General features: G+C 71.4%; 14 protein-coding genes and 1 pseudogene. 14 read left to right on the top strand and 1 reads right to left on the bottom strand.

Going from position 1 to position 14,291, the window contains the following annotated elements:
- Positions 1–329, bottom strand: a pseudogene (locus ACIBZJ_RS31050) (pentapeptide repeat-containing protein); the annotation flags it as partial.
- 299 nt (positions 330–628) lie between these two features.
- On the opposite strand from ACIBZJ_RS31050, the gene ACIBZJ_RS31055 reads away from it, so the two are divergent.
- The 14 genes from ACIBZJ_RS31055 to pstS all read left to right on the top strand — a co-directional run bounded on the left by ACIBZJ_RS31055 (position 629) and on the right by pstS (position 14,262).
- Positions 629–1,258, top strand: a complete 630-nt coding sequence (locus ACIBZJ_RS31055) for an IPT/TIG domain-containing protein (protein WP_395936276.1) — start codon at positions 629–631, stop codon at positions 1,256–1,258.
- 63 nt (positions 1,259–1,321) lie between these two features.
- Positions 1,322–3,271, top strand: a complete 1,950-nt coding sequence (gene ggt, locus ACIBZJ_RS31060; RefSeq protein ID WP_395935865.1) for a gamma-glutamyltransferase — start codon at positions 1,322–1,324, stop codon at positions 3,269–3,271.
- Between the two features lie 114 nt (positions 3,272–3,385).
- A complete protein-coding gene (locus ACIBZJ_RS31065; RefSeq protein ID WP_395935867.1) occupies positions 3,386–3,589 on the top strand; it encodes a Flp family type IVb pilin in 204 nt (67 codons plus the stop codon).
- 135 nt (positions 3,590–3,724) lie between these two features.
- Positions 3,725–3,928: a Flp family type IVb pilin gene (locus ACIBZJ_RS31070; RefSeq protein WP_395936278.1), complete on the top strand. Its 204-nt coding sequence runs from the start codon at positions 3,725–3,727 to the stop codon at positions 3,926–3,928.
- Between the two features lie 102 nt (positions 3,929–4,030).
- Entirely contained in the window at positions 4,031–4,222 is a 192-nt protein-coding gene (locus ACIBZJ_RS31075) for a Flp family type IVb pilin (protein WP_395935869.1), read from the top strand.
- 11 nt (positions 4,223–4,233) lie between these two features.
- Positions 4,234–4,680, top strand: coding sequence for a TadE family protein (locus tag ACIBZJ_RS31080; protein ID WP_395935871.1), 447 nt, complete (start codon positions 4,234–4,236; stop codon positions 4,678–4,680).
- Positions 4,668–5,954, top strand: coding sequence for a pilus assembly protein TadG-related protein (locus tag ACIBZJ_RS31085; RefSeq protein ID WP_395935873.1), 1,287 nt, complete (start codon positions 4,668–4,670; stop codon positions 5,952–5,954). The genes ACIBZJ_RS31080 and ACIBZJ_RS31085 overlap by 13 nt, the downstream gene beginning before the upstream one ends.
- Before the next feature lie 47 nt (positions 5,955–6,001).
- Complete coding sequence (gene cpaB / locus ACIBZJ_RS31090) at positions 6,002–6,739, top strand: Flp pilus assembly protein CpaB (RefSeq protein ID WP_395935875.1); 738 nt, start codon at positions 6,002–6,004, stop codon at positions 6,737–6,739.
- 16 nt (positions 6,740–6,755) lie between these two features.
- The gene (locus tag ACIBZJ_RS31095; RefSeq protein WP_395935877.1) at positions 6,756–7,931 is read left to right on the top strand and encodes a CpaE family protein; all 1,176 of its coding nucleotides are present in this window, start codon (positions 6,756–6,758) and stop codon (positions 7,929–7,931) included.
- A 1-nt stretch (position 7,932) separates the two neighbouring features.
- Positions 7,933–9,426: a CpaF family protein gene (locus ACIBZJ_RS31100; RefSeq protein ID WP_395935879.1), complete on the top strand. Its 1,494-nt coding sequence runs from the start codon at positions 7,933–7,935 to the stop codon at positions 9,424–9,426.
- Positions 9,423–11,345, top strand: coding sequence for a type II secretion system F family protein (locus ACIBZJ_RS31105; RefSeq protein ID WP_395935881.1), 1,923 nt, complete (start codon positions 9,423–9,425; stop codon positions 11,343–11,345). The genes ACIBZJ_RS31100 and ACIBZJ_RS31105 overlap by 4 nt, the downstream gene beginning before the upstream one ends.
- 2 nt (positions 11,346–11,347) lie before the next feature.
- Positions 11,348–12,268, top strand: a complete 921-nt coding sequence (locus ACIBZJ_RS31110) for a type II secretion system F family protein (protein ID WP_395935883.1) — start codon at positions 11,348–11,350, stop codon at positions 12,266–12,268.
- On the top strand, positions 12,265–12,873 hold the full coding sequence (locus ACIBZJ_RS31115; protein ID WP_395935885.1) for a prepilin peptidase: 609 nt from the start codon (positions 12,265–12,267) through the stop codon (positions 12,871–12,873). Before ACIBZJ_RS31110 ends, ACIBZJ_RS31115 begins: the two co-directional genes overlap by 4 nt.
- Before the next feature lie 288 nt (positions 12,874–13,161).
- Positions 13,162–14,262: a phosphate ABC transporter substrate-binding protein PstS gene (pstS, locus tag ACIBZJ_RS31120; RefSeq protein WP_395935887.1), complete on the top strand. Its 1,101-nt coding sequence runs from the start codon at positions 13,162–13,164 to the stop codon at positions 14,260–14,262.
- The last annotated feature ends 29 nt before the right edge of the window (positions 14,263–14,291 follow it).

A 14,291-nucleotide genomic window follows, 5' to 3' on the forward strand; every position in this document is an offset into this window, starting at 1 on the left:
GTACGGCCCGGCCCAGTCCGGCCCGGCCCAGTCCGGCCCGGCCCAGTCCGGCCCGGCCCAGTCCGGCCCGGCCCAGTCCGGCCCGGCCCAGTCCGGCCCGGCCCAGTCCGGCCCCGTCCAGTCCAGCCCAGAGTGGGCCGCGTCCGGCCAGGTCCCGTCCGGCCAGGTCCCGTCCGGCCAGGTCCCGTCCGGTCAAGCCTCGTCCGGTCAAGCCGCGTCCGGTCAAGCCTCGTCCGGTCAAGCCTCGTCCGGTCAAGCCTCGTCCGGTCAAGCCTCGTCCGGTCAAGCCGCGTCCGGTCAAGCCTCGTCCGGTCAAGCCTCGTCCGGTCAAGCCGCGCCCGGTCAAGCCTCGTCCGGCCAAGCCGCGCCCGGCCAAGCCTCGTCCGGTCAGGCCGCGCCCGCGGCCATTCCCGGCACCACCGACTCGGCTCCCGTCACGACGGACCGATCCACCTCGCCGCAACGCCCGACGACCGCGGCCGCCAAGGCGGCCGCGATCCGGGCCGCGGAGAAGGCCAGCGCTCCCGTCGTCGAAACGGCCGCAGTGGCGAACCCGCTGCTCATCGCTCCGGCCGGCGCGCCGGTGTCGAAGCTTCCCGCCGGCGTGACCGCGCTCGCCGCACCGATGATGACGTTCGATCGAGCCCCCGCCACCGGCCTCCGCCCGCCCCAGCTGACCGCCGCCACCGCGCTGGCTCCGCGCGCGACCGCGAACGCCGACCCGGCGATCGCGAGCTTGACCCCGGGCCGGGGGCCGTCCGCGGGCGGCACCGCGGTCACGATCGCCGGCAGCAACCTCGGTGGCGCAGACACCACGATCGTGATCTGCGGCGCCCGGGTCGCGGCCGGCGCGGTCCAGGTCAACAGCACCGGCACGTCGCTGACGTTCACCGCCCCGAAGTGCACCTCGGGCACGAGCGTCGTGCACGTCATCACCAACAGCGGCGTCGCCACGAGCCAATACACCTACGGCGGCACCGCCGGCACACTCGACAGCGACGCGACCCGCCAGGTCTCCGCGACGACCGCCCTCCCGCGGACGACGCTGGCCTCGACCTCACCCGGCAACCTCGCCGCCGGAGTGATCGGCGCGCTGCTCCTGGTCGCCGGCATCGTCGCCCGCCAGGCCGTCCGCCGGGGTCCGTCCCGCTCGCCGCTGCGCCGTCTGGGCAAGCACGCGCTGCCCCACGATCCGCAGGTGATCGGGCTCAATTGGTCTCCCGACCTCGATCACGCCCTGCATCTCCGGGGTCACTGACGATTAACCCCCCGATCAGCGGGCACAGCGTCTCCCCAACGGACAACCGCTGGGGAGGCCCCTGTGGCGAACAAGCATCGGTTCCTCGGAGTCCTGTCCAGCGGTCTGGTCACCGCTCTTGCCCTGGTCGCCACCCCGGCGACCGCGGCCCCGCCCCCCGGCCCCGCCATCCAGACGAACGCCCCCGCCCCGGAGAACGCTCCTGCCGCCCCTCCGGACGGCCCCGCTGCCCCTGAGAACGCCCCGGCCGCCCCGCGGGACGGCCTCCCCGCCCCGGAGAACGCTCCTGCCGCCCCTCCGGACGGCCCCGCTGCCCCGGAAAACGCCCCCGCCACCCCGCCGAACAGCCCCGCGGCCACGGCGATCGGCTACGGCGGCGCGGTCTCGACCGTCGACCCGGACGCGACCGCGATCGGCATCGAGGTCCTCCGCAAGGGCGGCAACGCCGTGGACGCCGCCGTAGCGACGGCCGCCGCCCTCGGCGTCACCGAGCCGTACTCGTCCGGCGTCGGCGGAGGCGGCTTCTTCGTCTACTACGACGCCGAGCGCAAGCGCGTCTACACGATCGACGGCCGGGAGACCGCGCCGAAGACCTTCACCCCGGCCGTCTTCACCGAGAACGGCCGGCCGATCCCGTTCGACGACGTGGTCACCAGCGGTCTGAGCGTCGGCGTCCCCGGTACCCCGCTCACCTGGGCCCGGGCACTCGACTCGTGGGGCACGCGGAACCTCGCCCAATCATTGGCACCGGCCACCGACCTGGCCCGGAAAGGCTTCGTCGTGGACCGGACGTTCCACGACCAGACGGCCGACAACGCGGCTCGGTTCGCCCTGTTCCCGGCCACGAAAGCGCTGTTCCTGCCCGGTGGCCGACTGCCCGCCGTCGGCACCACGCTGCGCAACCCGGACCTGGCCCGCACCTACGAGACGTTGGCGAAAACCGGCGTCGAGGCCGTCTACCACGGCCCGATCGGCGCCGACATCGTCCGCACCGCGCAGCACCCGCCTGCTACCAAGGCCGTACGGAAAGGGCAGCTCACCACCGCCGACCTGGCCGCCTACACCGCTCCGTTCCGCGCGCCGACCCGCACCGGGTACGAGGGCCTCGACGTGTACAGCATGGCGCCGCCCTCCTCCGGCGGTACCACGGTCGGTGAGGCGCTCAACATCGTCGAACATGCCGGTCTGAATGGCCTCGGCCCGACCGGGTACCTGCACCGGTACCTGGCGTCGTCGACGCTCGCGTTCGCCGACCGCAACCGCTGGGTCGCAGATCCCGACGTCCAGGACGTACCGGTCAGTGGTCTGTTGTCGGACAGGTTCGCGGCCACCCGGTCGTGCCTGATCGACCCGGGCCGGGCGCTCACCACCCCGCAGCCGCCCGGCGACCCGCGCACCGTCGGCGGCCACTGCGCCCGGCCGGCCGGTAGCCCGGCCCCGACCCCCTACGAGGGAAACTCCACCACCCACCTCACGGTCGCCGACCGGTGGGGGAACGTGGTGGCCTACACGCTGACGATCGAGCAGACCGGCGGATCCGGGATCACCGTCCCGGGCCGGGGGTTCCTGCTGAACAACGAGCTCACCGACTTCAACTTCACCCCGGTGACGCCGGGCGTCCCGGACCCGAACCTGCCCGGGCCGGGCAAGCGCCCGCGCAGCTCGATGGCGCCGACGATCGTGCTGAGCCACGGCCGGCCGCTGCTCGCGCTCGGGTCGCCGGGCGGGGCCACGATCATCACGACCGTGCTCCAGATCCTGCTCGGGCGGCTCGACCGCGGTCTGAGCCTGCCCCAGGCGATCGCGGCCCCCCGGGCGTCGGCCCGGAACGGAAAGGCCGTCGAGGCCGAACCTTCGTTCGACACCCGTGCGCTCACGGCGCTCGGCTGGACCTTTACTCCGGTGAAGGAGATCGGTGCCGCCACCGGCATCGAGTTCCTCCACGACGGCCGCCTCCTCGCCGCCGCGGAACCCGTACGCCGAGGCGGCGGTTCCGCCGCCGTCGTGCGCTGAATCCAGCAACCGGCCTGCACTCGGAGTACACCGGTACGGCACTCGAACCCCTCGTACGGCCGTCGATGAGAAGGGCACAGGGGCAAGGAGCCCCGGTGAAACAGGGGGTCCGAGATGTTCCTGCACGCCTACACCGCCGTTGTGTCCCGCGCCGCCGTCCGTGTGGACGCGCTGAAGGCCCGCTCCGAGCGTGGCGCCACCGCAGTCGAGTACGGCCTGCTCGCCGCGCTCATCGCCGCCGTCATCGTGACGACCGTCCTGGCGCTCGGCGGCAAGATCAACACCGCGTTCAGCAAGATCAACGCCAACCTCACCTGATCCGGCGACCGCGAGCCGCGACACACACCCGAATTTCCCTCACCCGCGTCGGCACGGATGCCGATAACGGGGTTGTCCGGTAGCAGTCCTGCTGGCCGGCCCACGGATGGACCGACCGACATGAAGCGAGGATCGATGTTCCTGCACGCCTACACCGCCGTTGTGTCCCGCGCCGCCGTCCGTGTGGACGCGCTGAAGGCCCGCTCCGAGCGTGGCGCCACCGCAGTCGAGTACGGCCTGCTCGCCGCGCTCATCGCCGCCGTCATCGTCGCCACCGTTCTCGCGCTCGGCGGCAAGATCAACACGGCGTTCAACAAGGTCAGCTCGAACCTTCCCTGATCAAAGGTCATTCGGTGTGCCCCCGCCCGGGGGCACACCGAAGCCTGGCCGCGACACCGCTGACCGGTCCACGGACGGGCCGGTCGTTCTAAGCGAGGATCGATGTTCCTGTACGCCTACACCGCGGTCGTCGAGCGCGCCGCCGCGCTGAAGGCCCGCTCCGACCGGGGAGCGACCGCCGTCGAGTACGGCTTGCTCGCCGCGCTCATCGCGGCGGTGATCGTCGCGACCGTGCTCACGCTCGGTGGAAAGATCAACACCGCCTTCCAGAAGATCACGGACCTCCTGCCCTGACGGGCCAGCCGATGAGAGAACGCCTCGAACCAACGCCTGCCGTCCCGGCCTCCCGCCGGGGTGGCAGGCGTTCGTCGTCGTGGGGGCGCGATCGGGGTGCGGCCGCGATCGAGCTGGCGATCGTGCTGCCGATCATGCTGGTGATGATCTTCGGCGTCATCGACTTCGGCCGGATGATCAGTGCCCAGGCGACGCTGAGCGACGCGGCTCGGGAGGCCGCCCGTGCGCTCGCGTTCAACCAGGACGCCACGCTCCGGGCCCAGAAAGTGACCGGCACCACGGGCACCACGGTCACGGCGTCGACCGCCTGCCCGTCCACCGGCGCGGTCGCCTCGTCGACAGCGACGGTCACGCTCAATCAGACGTTCACGTACATCACCCCGGTGATGGTCCTGCTCGGCAGCGCCACCACCACGAAGACCCTGACCGCCACCGGGGTGATGGCGTGCCTGGGCTGACCCCGGCGAAGACCCGGCCCTGGTGGGACCGGCTCGCCGGACGCCGGCCGACCGGCGAGCGGGGCGCGGTGGCGATCATCGCGGCCGCGGTTCTGGCCGGCGGCGTGCTGTTCGGCATGGGGACGCTCACGGTCGACGTCGGCAAGCTCTACAACGAGCGCGAGCAGCTCCAGTCCGGCGCCGATGCCGCGTCCTGGGCGCTCGCCCGCGTCTGTGCGACCGCGTCCACGGCGGCCACCTGCGGCAGCCAGTCGCTGCTCGCGTCGTCGCTGGCCGGCGCGAACGCGAAGGACGGCGTGTCCGACGTCAGCCTGATCTGCGGCCGCGGCACCGGCCTGGCCGCGTGCCCGGCCCAGACCACGCTGATGTCCGACTGCCTGGGCACGGCTCCGGCGACCGCGAAGTACGTCGAGGTCCGCACGTCGACCAAACAGACCGACGGGTCGACAAAACTCCCGCCGACGTTCGCGGGCCTGCTGGACGCCTCGAACACCGGGCAGAAGCTCGGCGCCTGCTCCCGGGTGTCGTGGGGGATTCCGAACACCGCGACCGTGCTCGCGATCGGCATCGGCCGCTGCGAATTCTGGAAAATGACGAACAACGGATTGCTGTATTACCTGGTCAGCGGCGTTGGTGGACTGCTCACCGGCCTGCTCGGAGGCCTGGGGACGAGCGTCGGCGGCCTGCTCGGCGCGAACCCGCCCGCGGCCGGCGGCGACCTGATCTTCATCCACGACACGCTGGCCAAGACCACGACCAACCCGGCCTGCAACGCCAACCCGCCGACGACGCCGGTCTCGCCGACGGTCTGGACCGGCGGAAACGGTTTCGGCTTCCTGGCCGGCGCGTACAACGACCCCAACTGCGTGCAAACCGTCACTGTGGGTGACGTCCTGCCCGCCTCCGACCTGGGGTTGCTCGCGCCGGTGAACTGCCTGACGCCGCTGCAGAACGCGGTGGACACCGGCCGGCCGGTTCTCGTCCCGATCTACGACTACCAATGGAACCCGGTCGTCAATCTCAGCGCCTACACGGTCCGGATCGCGGGGTTCGCGGCGTTCGTCGTCCGTGGGTTCCAGATCGGCCTGCTCAACGGCACTCTGAAGGCGGTCGGGTCGCTGTTGAACCTCTCCGGCGGCCCCCAGTGCACGATCCTGGTCGACTACTGCCTCGACGGTTACTTCACGCAGGCGATCGTTCCGGCCCCGGCGGTCTACGTGGGCAGCTTGGGTACCACCGACTACGGCGTCTCACTCATGACGCGGGTCGGGTAGCCGATGGGGAGCCAAACGGTCGATACAGCGAGAATGGCTAATCCCGGATGAGACGTCGTCTACTGGCACTGGCGCTTGCGTTCGTGCTGGCTCTGCTGGGTTGCGTGGGCATACTCGCCTACGTCGGCGGAGCCGACGACCGCGCGGTAGCGGGGAAGAAGCCGGTCGAGGTACTCGTGGCCGGTGCGTTGCTCCCGGCCGGCACCACCGGCGCCGAACTGCGCAACGGCGGCAAGCTGAAGACCGTCCTGATGCCGGCCGAGTCGGTGCCGTCGGACGCGCTCGGGACGATCCCCGCCGGTCTGGACAACCTGGCCCTGACCGCGGACGTCCAGCCCAGCCAGCTACTGCTGCGGGGCGCGCTCGGCCGCAAGCAGACCAGCACCGGCGGCCTGACGATCCCGGCCGGGAAGCTGGCGGTGAGCGTCGACATGACGGCCGCGTCCCGGGTGGCCGGCTACGTCCGGCCCGGTTCCGAGGTCGCGGTGTTCTACACCTACCAGCCGACGGCGGACAGCGCGGACGGCTCCAGCGTCACCAACGCCGAGAAGGCCACCGCGACCCGGGTCCTGCTTCCCCGGGCGCAGGTGCTGGCGATCGGCGAGGCGGGCACCGTCAAGACCGCCGCCGCCGCGACGATCGCGGTCACGCTGGCGACCACCCAGGCGGACGCGGAACGGCTGGTGCAGGCCTCGCAGACGGGAACGCTCTCGCTCGGGCTCCTCAACGACGCGGTGACGGTCGAGCCGGGTAGCGGCGTCGACACCGACACCCTCTTCCGGTAGGCGACAGGAGCCCGGTGTGATCTACCTCGAACCGTCCGCGGAGAACATCATCGACACACCGGCGAACATCGCTGCCGCCGGTTTCACGCTGGTCAACTCCTGGAAGAAGCTCACCGCCCACCTGGAGCGGCACCCGGGAACGCTCCTCGTGGTGCTCGGGGCCGGGGTCGAGTTCGGTGCGGCCGTCGAGTTCGCCGCCTACCAGCGGGTCAAGAGCCCCGCCATGGGGGTGGTGCTGCTCCGTCGTCAGGTGACCCCGCAGATGCTGGCGGACGCCATGCGGGCCGGCATCCGTGAGGTCGCCGACCTGGACGACCCGGCCGCGATCAAGGCGGCGTGCACCCGGGCGCTCGAGGTGTCGCGGGCCCTGCGCAGCGCGGCGCAGAGCAACCGGGAATCGAGCTCGGAGGGGAAGGTCGTCACGATCTTCTCCGGCAAGGGCGGCTGCGGGAAGAGCACGGTCGCCACGAACCTCGCGGTCGCGCTGGCCGCAGGCGGAAGCCGCCGGGTCTGCTTGATCGACCTCGACCTGCAGTTCGGCGACGTCGCGATCATGCTGCAGCTGACGCCGGTGCGCAGCATCGCGGACGCGATCGGCATGGCCGGGCGCCTGGACGAGCCGGGCCTGCGCTCGCTGCTCACCCGGTACTGCCCCGGCGTCGACGTGGCGCTGGCGCCGGCCGGGCCGGCCGAGGGCGAGCACGTCACCCGTGACCTGGTGACCGAGCTGATCAACATGGCGAAGTCGCTGTTCGACTTCGTGGTGATCGACACCCCGCCGTTCTTCTCCGACCAGGTGCTGTCGGCGCTGGACGTCTCGGACCTGTACGTCCCGGTGGTCACCCCGGACCTGCCGACGCTGAAGAGCGTCCGCCTGACGTTGGACATGTTCGACGTACTGGAGTACCCGCGCGAACGGCGGCTGGCCCTCCTCAACCGGGCGAACTCCCAGGTGGGCCTGACGATCGCGGACGTGGAGGAAGCGGTCGGCACCCCGATGGCGGTGCACATGCCGTCCTCGCGGGACGTGCCGGTGTCGATCAACAAGGGTGTCCCGATCGCGCTGGACGACCCGAACAACCCGGTGAGCCAGGCGATCCGGCACCTGGCGAACCGCTGCGCGGACGTGGACGAGTCCACCACGCCGGTCGAGGCGAAGCGCCGGGTGCCCATCTTCGGCCGGAGGAGATGACGTGGGGCTCGCCGACCGGCTGCTGGCCAAGCAGAAGCAGGCCGATCCGGAACTGGAGGACGCCGAGGTAGAGCCGGTTGCTTCGGCCGGGTCCGAACCGGCCGTCCTGCCGATCGAGAGCCGCCGGCTGGCGGCCAAGAGCCGACGATCCACCTCGGCCGACGGGGGCCGGCAGGACGCGGCCTCGCGCTACCGGGAGGCAGGCCGGCAGCTCGCCGACCCGATCACCGAGGTGCGCCACCGGGTCCAGCGGACGCTCGCCGAGATGCTCGGCCCGAAGCTCTACGAGCAGGGGGCCGAAGACCTGGACCTGCGGGTCCGGGACACGGTCAGCGATCTGCTGGCCCGCGAGGAGACGCCGCTCACCGGCCTCGACCGGGCCCGGATCATCCGGGAGGTCACCGACGAGGTGCTGGGCCACGGCCCGATCGAACCGCTGCTGCGTGACCCGAGCGTCAGCGAGGTGATGGTCAACGGACCGCACCGCGTGTACGTCGAGCGCCGCGGACGCCTGGAGATGACCGACGCCGAGTTCAACGACGAGCCACACCTGCGCCGGGTGATCGACCGGATCGTCTCGCGGGTGGGGCGCCGGGTCGACGAGTCCAGCCCGATGGTCGACGCCCGTCTGCCCGACGGCAGCCGGGTGAACGCGATCGTGCCGCCGATCGCGCTGGACGGGTCGAGCCTCACGATCCGGAAGTTCGCGGTCGACCGGCTGACGATCGAGTCGCTGATCGGGTTCGGGACGCTCACCCGTGCTACCGCCGACCTGCTCTCGGCCTGCGTCCGTGGGCGGCTGAACATCGTGGTCAGCGGCGGTACCGGCTCCGGCAAGACGACGATGCTGAACGTGCTGTCGAGCTTCGTGCCGCACGACGAGCGCATCGTCACGGTCGAGGACGCCGCCGAGCTCCAGCTCAACCAGGACCACGTGGTGCGGCTGGAGTCGCGGCCGGCCAACGTGGAGGGACGGGGCACGATCTCGGCCCGCGACCTGGTCAAGAATGCGCTGCGGATGCGGCCGGACCGGATCATCGTCGGTGAGGTCCGGGACGGCGCCGCGCTGGACATGCTGCAGGCGATGAACACCGGGCACGACGGCTCGCTGACGACCCTGCACGCGAACACGCCCCGGGACGCGATCGCCCGCCTCGAGACGATGGTGCTGATGGCCGGCATGGACCTGCCGATGCGCGCGATCCGCGACCAGGTCGTCTCGGCCGTGCACCTGATCATCCAGGTCAGCCGCTTGCGGGACGGCAGCCGCAAGGTCACGCACATCACCGAGGTCGCGGGGATGGAGGGCGAAATCGTGACGATGCAGGACCTCTTCCTGTTCGACTACCGGGCGGGTACCGACGGCAACGGCCGGTTCCTCGGCACGCTGCAGCCGACCGGCCTCCGACCCGGGTTCATGGACGAGCTGTCCGCGCACGGCGTGGCGCTCCCGCCGGACGTCTTCGGAGCAGCGCCGGCCGGGCGCCCCCGGTGAGACGAGCGGGTGCCCTCGCGGCGGCCGCCGCGCTGATCTGCCTCACGGCCGCACCCGCCGTGGCCGCTCCGTCCCCCGACCCGCTCGAGCCGAACTCCGCCGGTGCGACGATCCAGCTCAGCGGCGTGACGACGCTGCCGAGCCAGGTCGAGTTCTTCCTGCACCCGGACGGGTTCTCGACGACGCCCGATCTGGGAACCGGCGTCACGGTCGACGCGGACGGCACGGCGCTGGCGACGACGGTCAGCGAGATCCCCGAATCCGCCTCCGACCCGAACCGCGCGGTGGTCCTCGTCCTGCACCTGGGCGCGGCCGGGTTCGACGCCGCGAACGCCGCGGTGGCCCGGTACGCGGTCGCCGCGCCGGACGGCGTCGCGCTCGGGCTGGTGGCGCTGGCCGAGCACCCGGTCAACGTCCTCGCGCCGACGACCGACCGCAACGACTTCCTGGCCGCACTCGAGCAGGTGGGCGTCGCCCGGTCCGGTGATCTGTCCGGCGCCGTCGCCCAGGCGGACGCGATGCTGGTCAGCGGCGCCGGGTCGGACCAGTACCGCAGCCGCCGCATCCTCGTCGTCTCGTCGGAGGACGCCTCCGCGACCGCGACCGCACAGACGATCGGCGCCCGGATGGCGGCGGGCGGCCGGACGCTCGACGCGGTGACCGTCGGCGCACCGGCCGCGGCGATCAGCCGCCTCGCCGCCGCCAGCGGCGGCCGGGTCCGGACGGTCGGCTCGGCGAACGGGCTGCACGACGCACTGGACGCCCAGGCCGGCGCGCTGGCCGCCGCGGCGCTCGTGCGCGCGAGCGTCCCCTACGAATTCTCGGGCCGGACGACGGACCTGCGGGCCGCCGTCGGCGACCTCACCACCACCGAGCGGGTGGCGCTCGCGGTCGATCCGAACGCGGTCGCGTCCGCGCCGGTCGCGACCCCGGTGCGGGCCGGAACCGCCTGGACGCTGCTGATCGGCCTGGCCGCGGTCAGCGCGCTGCTGGTCTGGTTCGCGGTCCGGGTGCTGACCCCGGCGTTCGCCGACAGCGAGGGCAGGCGGGCGATGGCCCGGCTGCAGCGGATCCTGGAGCACCCGCGGGGCGGGAAGCGGCGCTCGCGGTTCTCGGTGGTCACGCTCTCCGCGAAGGCCGCGACGGCGGCCGGCCGCCTGCTCCGCAACCCGGCCCGGCGGGCGAAGATCGAGCTCTCGCTGGAACGCGCGGGCAGCGCGATGACGCCCGACCAGTGGGTCGCGCTGCGGGTCGCGCTCACGCTCGGACTGACCGTGGTCTCGATGCTGGCGTTCGGATTCCTTCCCGGCCTGGTCGTGGGGCTGGTGGCGGGCCCGCTCGGCACCGGCGGCTGGCTCCGCTTCCGCGCCGGACGCCGGGCCAAGGCGTTCGCCCACCAGCTGCCGGACTCGCTGCGTATCGTCGTCGGCTCGCTGCGCTCCGGGTTCTCGCTGCACCAGGCGATCGACTCGGTGGCCAGCGAGGGCGACGGCCCGGTCGCGACCGAGTTCCGGCGCGCGCTGGCCGAGATCCGGCTCGGTGGCGACCTCGAAGAGGCGTTGGAGCGGGTCGCCGAGCGCAACAACAGCCGGGACGTGCTCTGGCTGGTGATGGCACTGCGGATCCAGAGCGACGTCGGTGGTTCGCTGGCCGAGGTGGTCGAGACGACCGTCGAGACGATGCGCGAACGCGGCCGGTTGGAGCGGCACGTCCGTGCGCTCTCGGCCGAGGGACGGATGTCGGCGTACGTGCTGCTCGCGCTGCCGATCGGCGTCGGCGGGTTCATGTTCGCGGTCCGCCGCGAGTACGTGAAGCCGCTCTACACGACCACGATCGGCATCGGGCTGCTGGTCGGCGCCGTGTTGTTCATGATCCTGGGCGCGCTCTGGCTCCGGAAACTGGTCAAGGTGGAGGTGTAGCCATGGCCTTCGTCCTGGTCTTGTCGCTGCTGGCCGTTCTCGGCGCCGTGATGCTGATGGCCTGGTCGCTGACCGTCACGCTGCGGCCGGGTGAGAAGCTGCTGCGCTCGCTCGAGGCGTTCGAGATGGTCCGCCGCGGTGCGGTGCCGGTCGGGCAGCGGTCGCTGTTCGAGCGCAGCCGGATCGTCGCGCGGCGCCAGTGCGGCGTCGTCGGCAAGACGCTGATGATGCCGAACTCGGAGGCCCGGTTGAACCGGCAACTCTCGTTCGCCGGTAACCCGCCGGAGTGGCCGCTGGAGCGGGTCGTCGCCGCGAAGGGCGGCGCGCTGATCGCCGGGTTGTTCGTCGGCCTCTACTTCGGAGCCGCGTTCGGCGGGGGCAGCGGGGCCGCGCTCGGCCTGATCCTCGGCGGGGCGGGCGGATTCCTGCTGCCCAACCTCCTCGTCTACAACGCCGGTCAGAAACACCAGCAGAACCTGCAGCGGACGCTGACCGACGTCCTCGACACGCTGGTGATCAGCGTCGAGGCCGGTCTCGGCTTCGACGCGGCGCTGGCGCAGGTGGCCCAGAACGGCAGCGGGCCGTTCGTCCGGGAGATCGTCCGGGTGCTGCAGGAGCTACAGCTCGGACGGTCGCGATCGGAGGCGCTGCGCGCGCTGGCCTCCCGCACCACGGTGACCGAGATCCATACGTTCGTGCGTGCGGTCGTGCAGGCCTCCGACCGCGGTATCCCGATCGCCGGTGTGTTGCGCGAACAGGCGCACGAGATGCGGCTCCAGCGCCGGCAGCGGGCCGAAGAGGCGGCCCAGAAAGTGCCGGTCAAGATCCTGATGCCGATCGTCTTCTGCATCTTCCCGGCCCTGTTCATGGTGATCATGGGCCCGGCCGCGGTGAACATCGCGAAGACGTTCAGCACGTTTTGAACGTCCTCGCGGCCGCGGTCCTGGGGCTGCTCGCCTCGCCGCTGCTGCGCCGGGAGATCCGTCGGTACGACGTGCCGGGGCCGCGTCCGGGGGCGGTGGAGGCCTTGGCGGCCGGGTTTCTCGCGCTGGTGACGTGGGCTCTGAGCGGTGGCGCGATCTGGCCGTTGCTGGCGGTCGGCTGGCTGGTGCTGCTCGGCGTCGTGCTGGTCTTCGTCGACCTGGCCGTCCAACGCCTGCCGAACCGGGTGACCGGTGCCGCGGCCGCGGGCGTGCTCGTACTCCTGGCGGCGGCCGGCGACTGGCGCCGTCTGGGCTGGGCCGTGGTCTGCGGGCTCGCGGCCTGCGCCTGCTACTTCGTCCTCGCGTTCGCGGTTCCGGCCGGCATGGGCATGGGCGACGTCAAGCTCGCGGCGTCTCTCGGCCTGGCGCTGGGCTGGTGGGGTGGCACCGTGACGATGCTGGGCATCGCGGCGGGCTTCTTCGTCTACGGCATCGCGGCTGTGGTGCTTCTCGCACGGGGCAAAGTCGGGCGCTCGGATCAACTCCCGCACGGGCCGGCGATGCTCCTGGGGGCGGTTACCGTCCTCGTGCTTTTCGGGGGCTAAACTGCGGCGAAACGCGGCGACCCGCCAGCGATAGTGGCGGTATGTCGGAAACTACTGGGAGTGACATCTTCCCGGTCGATGCACGATCGTGATCGCTGGGCGTGATCTCGTTCACCCAATGGCCACTGAGCTGTGCAGAGACAGTTAATTCTGGCACCAGCGGAGTTCACCCGCCGTTCATTTGGCCCCGGGAAGGCCGTCACCTTCGCTACCTAGCGTTCCGAGTCGACCGGCTCAGTAGCCGGCCCCAGAGGACTGGGCAGTAACCCCCCTGGAGGGACTAGCAACGTGAAGCTGCACCGCACTGGCGCCATCGCCGGGATTGCGCTTGCCAGCCTGCTCGCCATCTCGGCTTGTGGTTCGGACAACACTGACGACACCGCGAGCTCGTCCGGCTCGAGCTCGAGCGCCAACCCGAACTGTGCCGAGGGCCAGCTCGCGGCGTCCGGCTCATCCGCGCAGGGAACCGCCATGAACGCGTGGACCACGGCCTACGCGAAGGAATGTGGCGCGCAGATCAACTACAGCCCGACCGGCTCCGGTTCGGGCATCAAGGACTTCACCGCGGGCAAGGTCGCGTTCGCCGGCTCGGACTCCTCGCTGAAGGACGAAGAGCAGACCGCCGCTGACGCGCGCTGCAAGACCGGCAAGGCCATCAACATCCCGGGCATCGCGACCGCCGTCGCGATCGTCTTCAACGTGAACGGCGTCGACAAGCTGGCGCTGGACCCGGCGACGATCTCCAAGATCTTCCAGGGCCAGATCACCACCTGGAACGACCCGGCGATCGCCAAGACGAACTCGGGCGCCAAGCTCCCGGCGACCGCGATCTCGGTCGTCTTCCGGTCGAAGGACTCGGGCACCACCGACAACTTCACCAAGTTCCTCGACGCGCAGACGCCGGAGACCTGGAAGCTCGGCACCGGCAAGGGCTGGAAGGGCAAGACCGGTACCGGTGCGCCCGACTCGGCCGGCGTCGTCTCCGCGCTGACCGGCAAGGACGGCTCGATCGCCTATGTCGACGCGCCGGACGCCAAGAAGAACAACCTGAAGGCCGCCGGGATCGACACCGGTAACGGTGCGGTCGAGATCTCCGACGACACCGTCGGCAAGGCCATCGCCGCGGCCACGCAGGACTTCCAGGGCAACAACCTGAAGCTCAAGCTGAACTACGGGCTGAAGGACGCCGGTGCCTACCCGGCCGTGCTGGTCACCTACGAGATCACCTGCGAGAAGGGGCTCTCGGCCGACCAGACCAAGCTCACCAAGGGCTTCCTGGGCTACCTGCTGAGCGACGCCGGTCAGACCGCCGCCGCGGACGCCGGTTACTCGAAGCTCCCGAGCGAGGTCCTCACCAAGGCTCAGGCCGCGGCCGCCGCCATCGCCTGATTCCCGCCTGTTCCTGGGCCGGGTGAGGA

This window comes from Cryptosporangium sp. NPDC051539 (genome assembly GCF_044454545.1).
GTDB lineage: Bacteria > Actinomycetota > Actinomycetes > Mycobacteriales > Cryptosporangiaceae > Cryptosporangium.

Excerpts from the sequence above, each read along its gene's own strand:
- ACIBZJ_RS31055 (WP_395936276.1), top strand. The coding sequence starts at position 629 with ATGACGTTCGATCGAGCCCCCGCCACCGGCCTCCGCCCGCCCCAGCTG.
- ACIBZJ_RS31065 (WP_395935867.1), top strand. The coding sequence starts at position 3,386 with ATGTTCCTGCACGCCTACACCGCCGTTGTGTCCCGCGCCGCCGTCCGT.
- ACIBZJ_RS31070 (WP_395936278.1), top strand. The coding sequence starts at position 3,725 with ATGTTCCTGCACGCCTACACCGCCGTTGTGTCCCGCGCCGCCGTCCGT.
- ACIBZJ_RS31075 (WP_395935869.1), top strand. The coding sequence starts at position 4,031 with ATGTTCCTGTACGCCTACACCGCGGTCGTCGAGCGCGCCGCCGCGCTG.
- ACIBZJ_RS31080 (WP_395935871.1), top strand. The coding sequence starts at position 4,234 with ATGAGAGAACGCCTCGAACCAACGCCTGCCGTCCCGGCCTCCCGCCGG.
- cpaB (WP_395935875.1), top strand. The coding sequence starts at position 6,002 with ATGAGACGTCGTCTACTGGCACTGGCGCTTGCGTTCGTGCTGGCTCTG.
- ACIBZJ_RS31110 (WP_395935883.1), top strand. The coding sequence starts at position 11,348 with ATGGCCTTCGTCCTGGTCTTGTCGCTGCTGGCCGTTCTCGGCGCCGTG.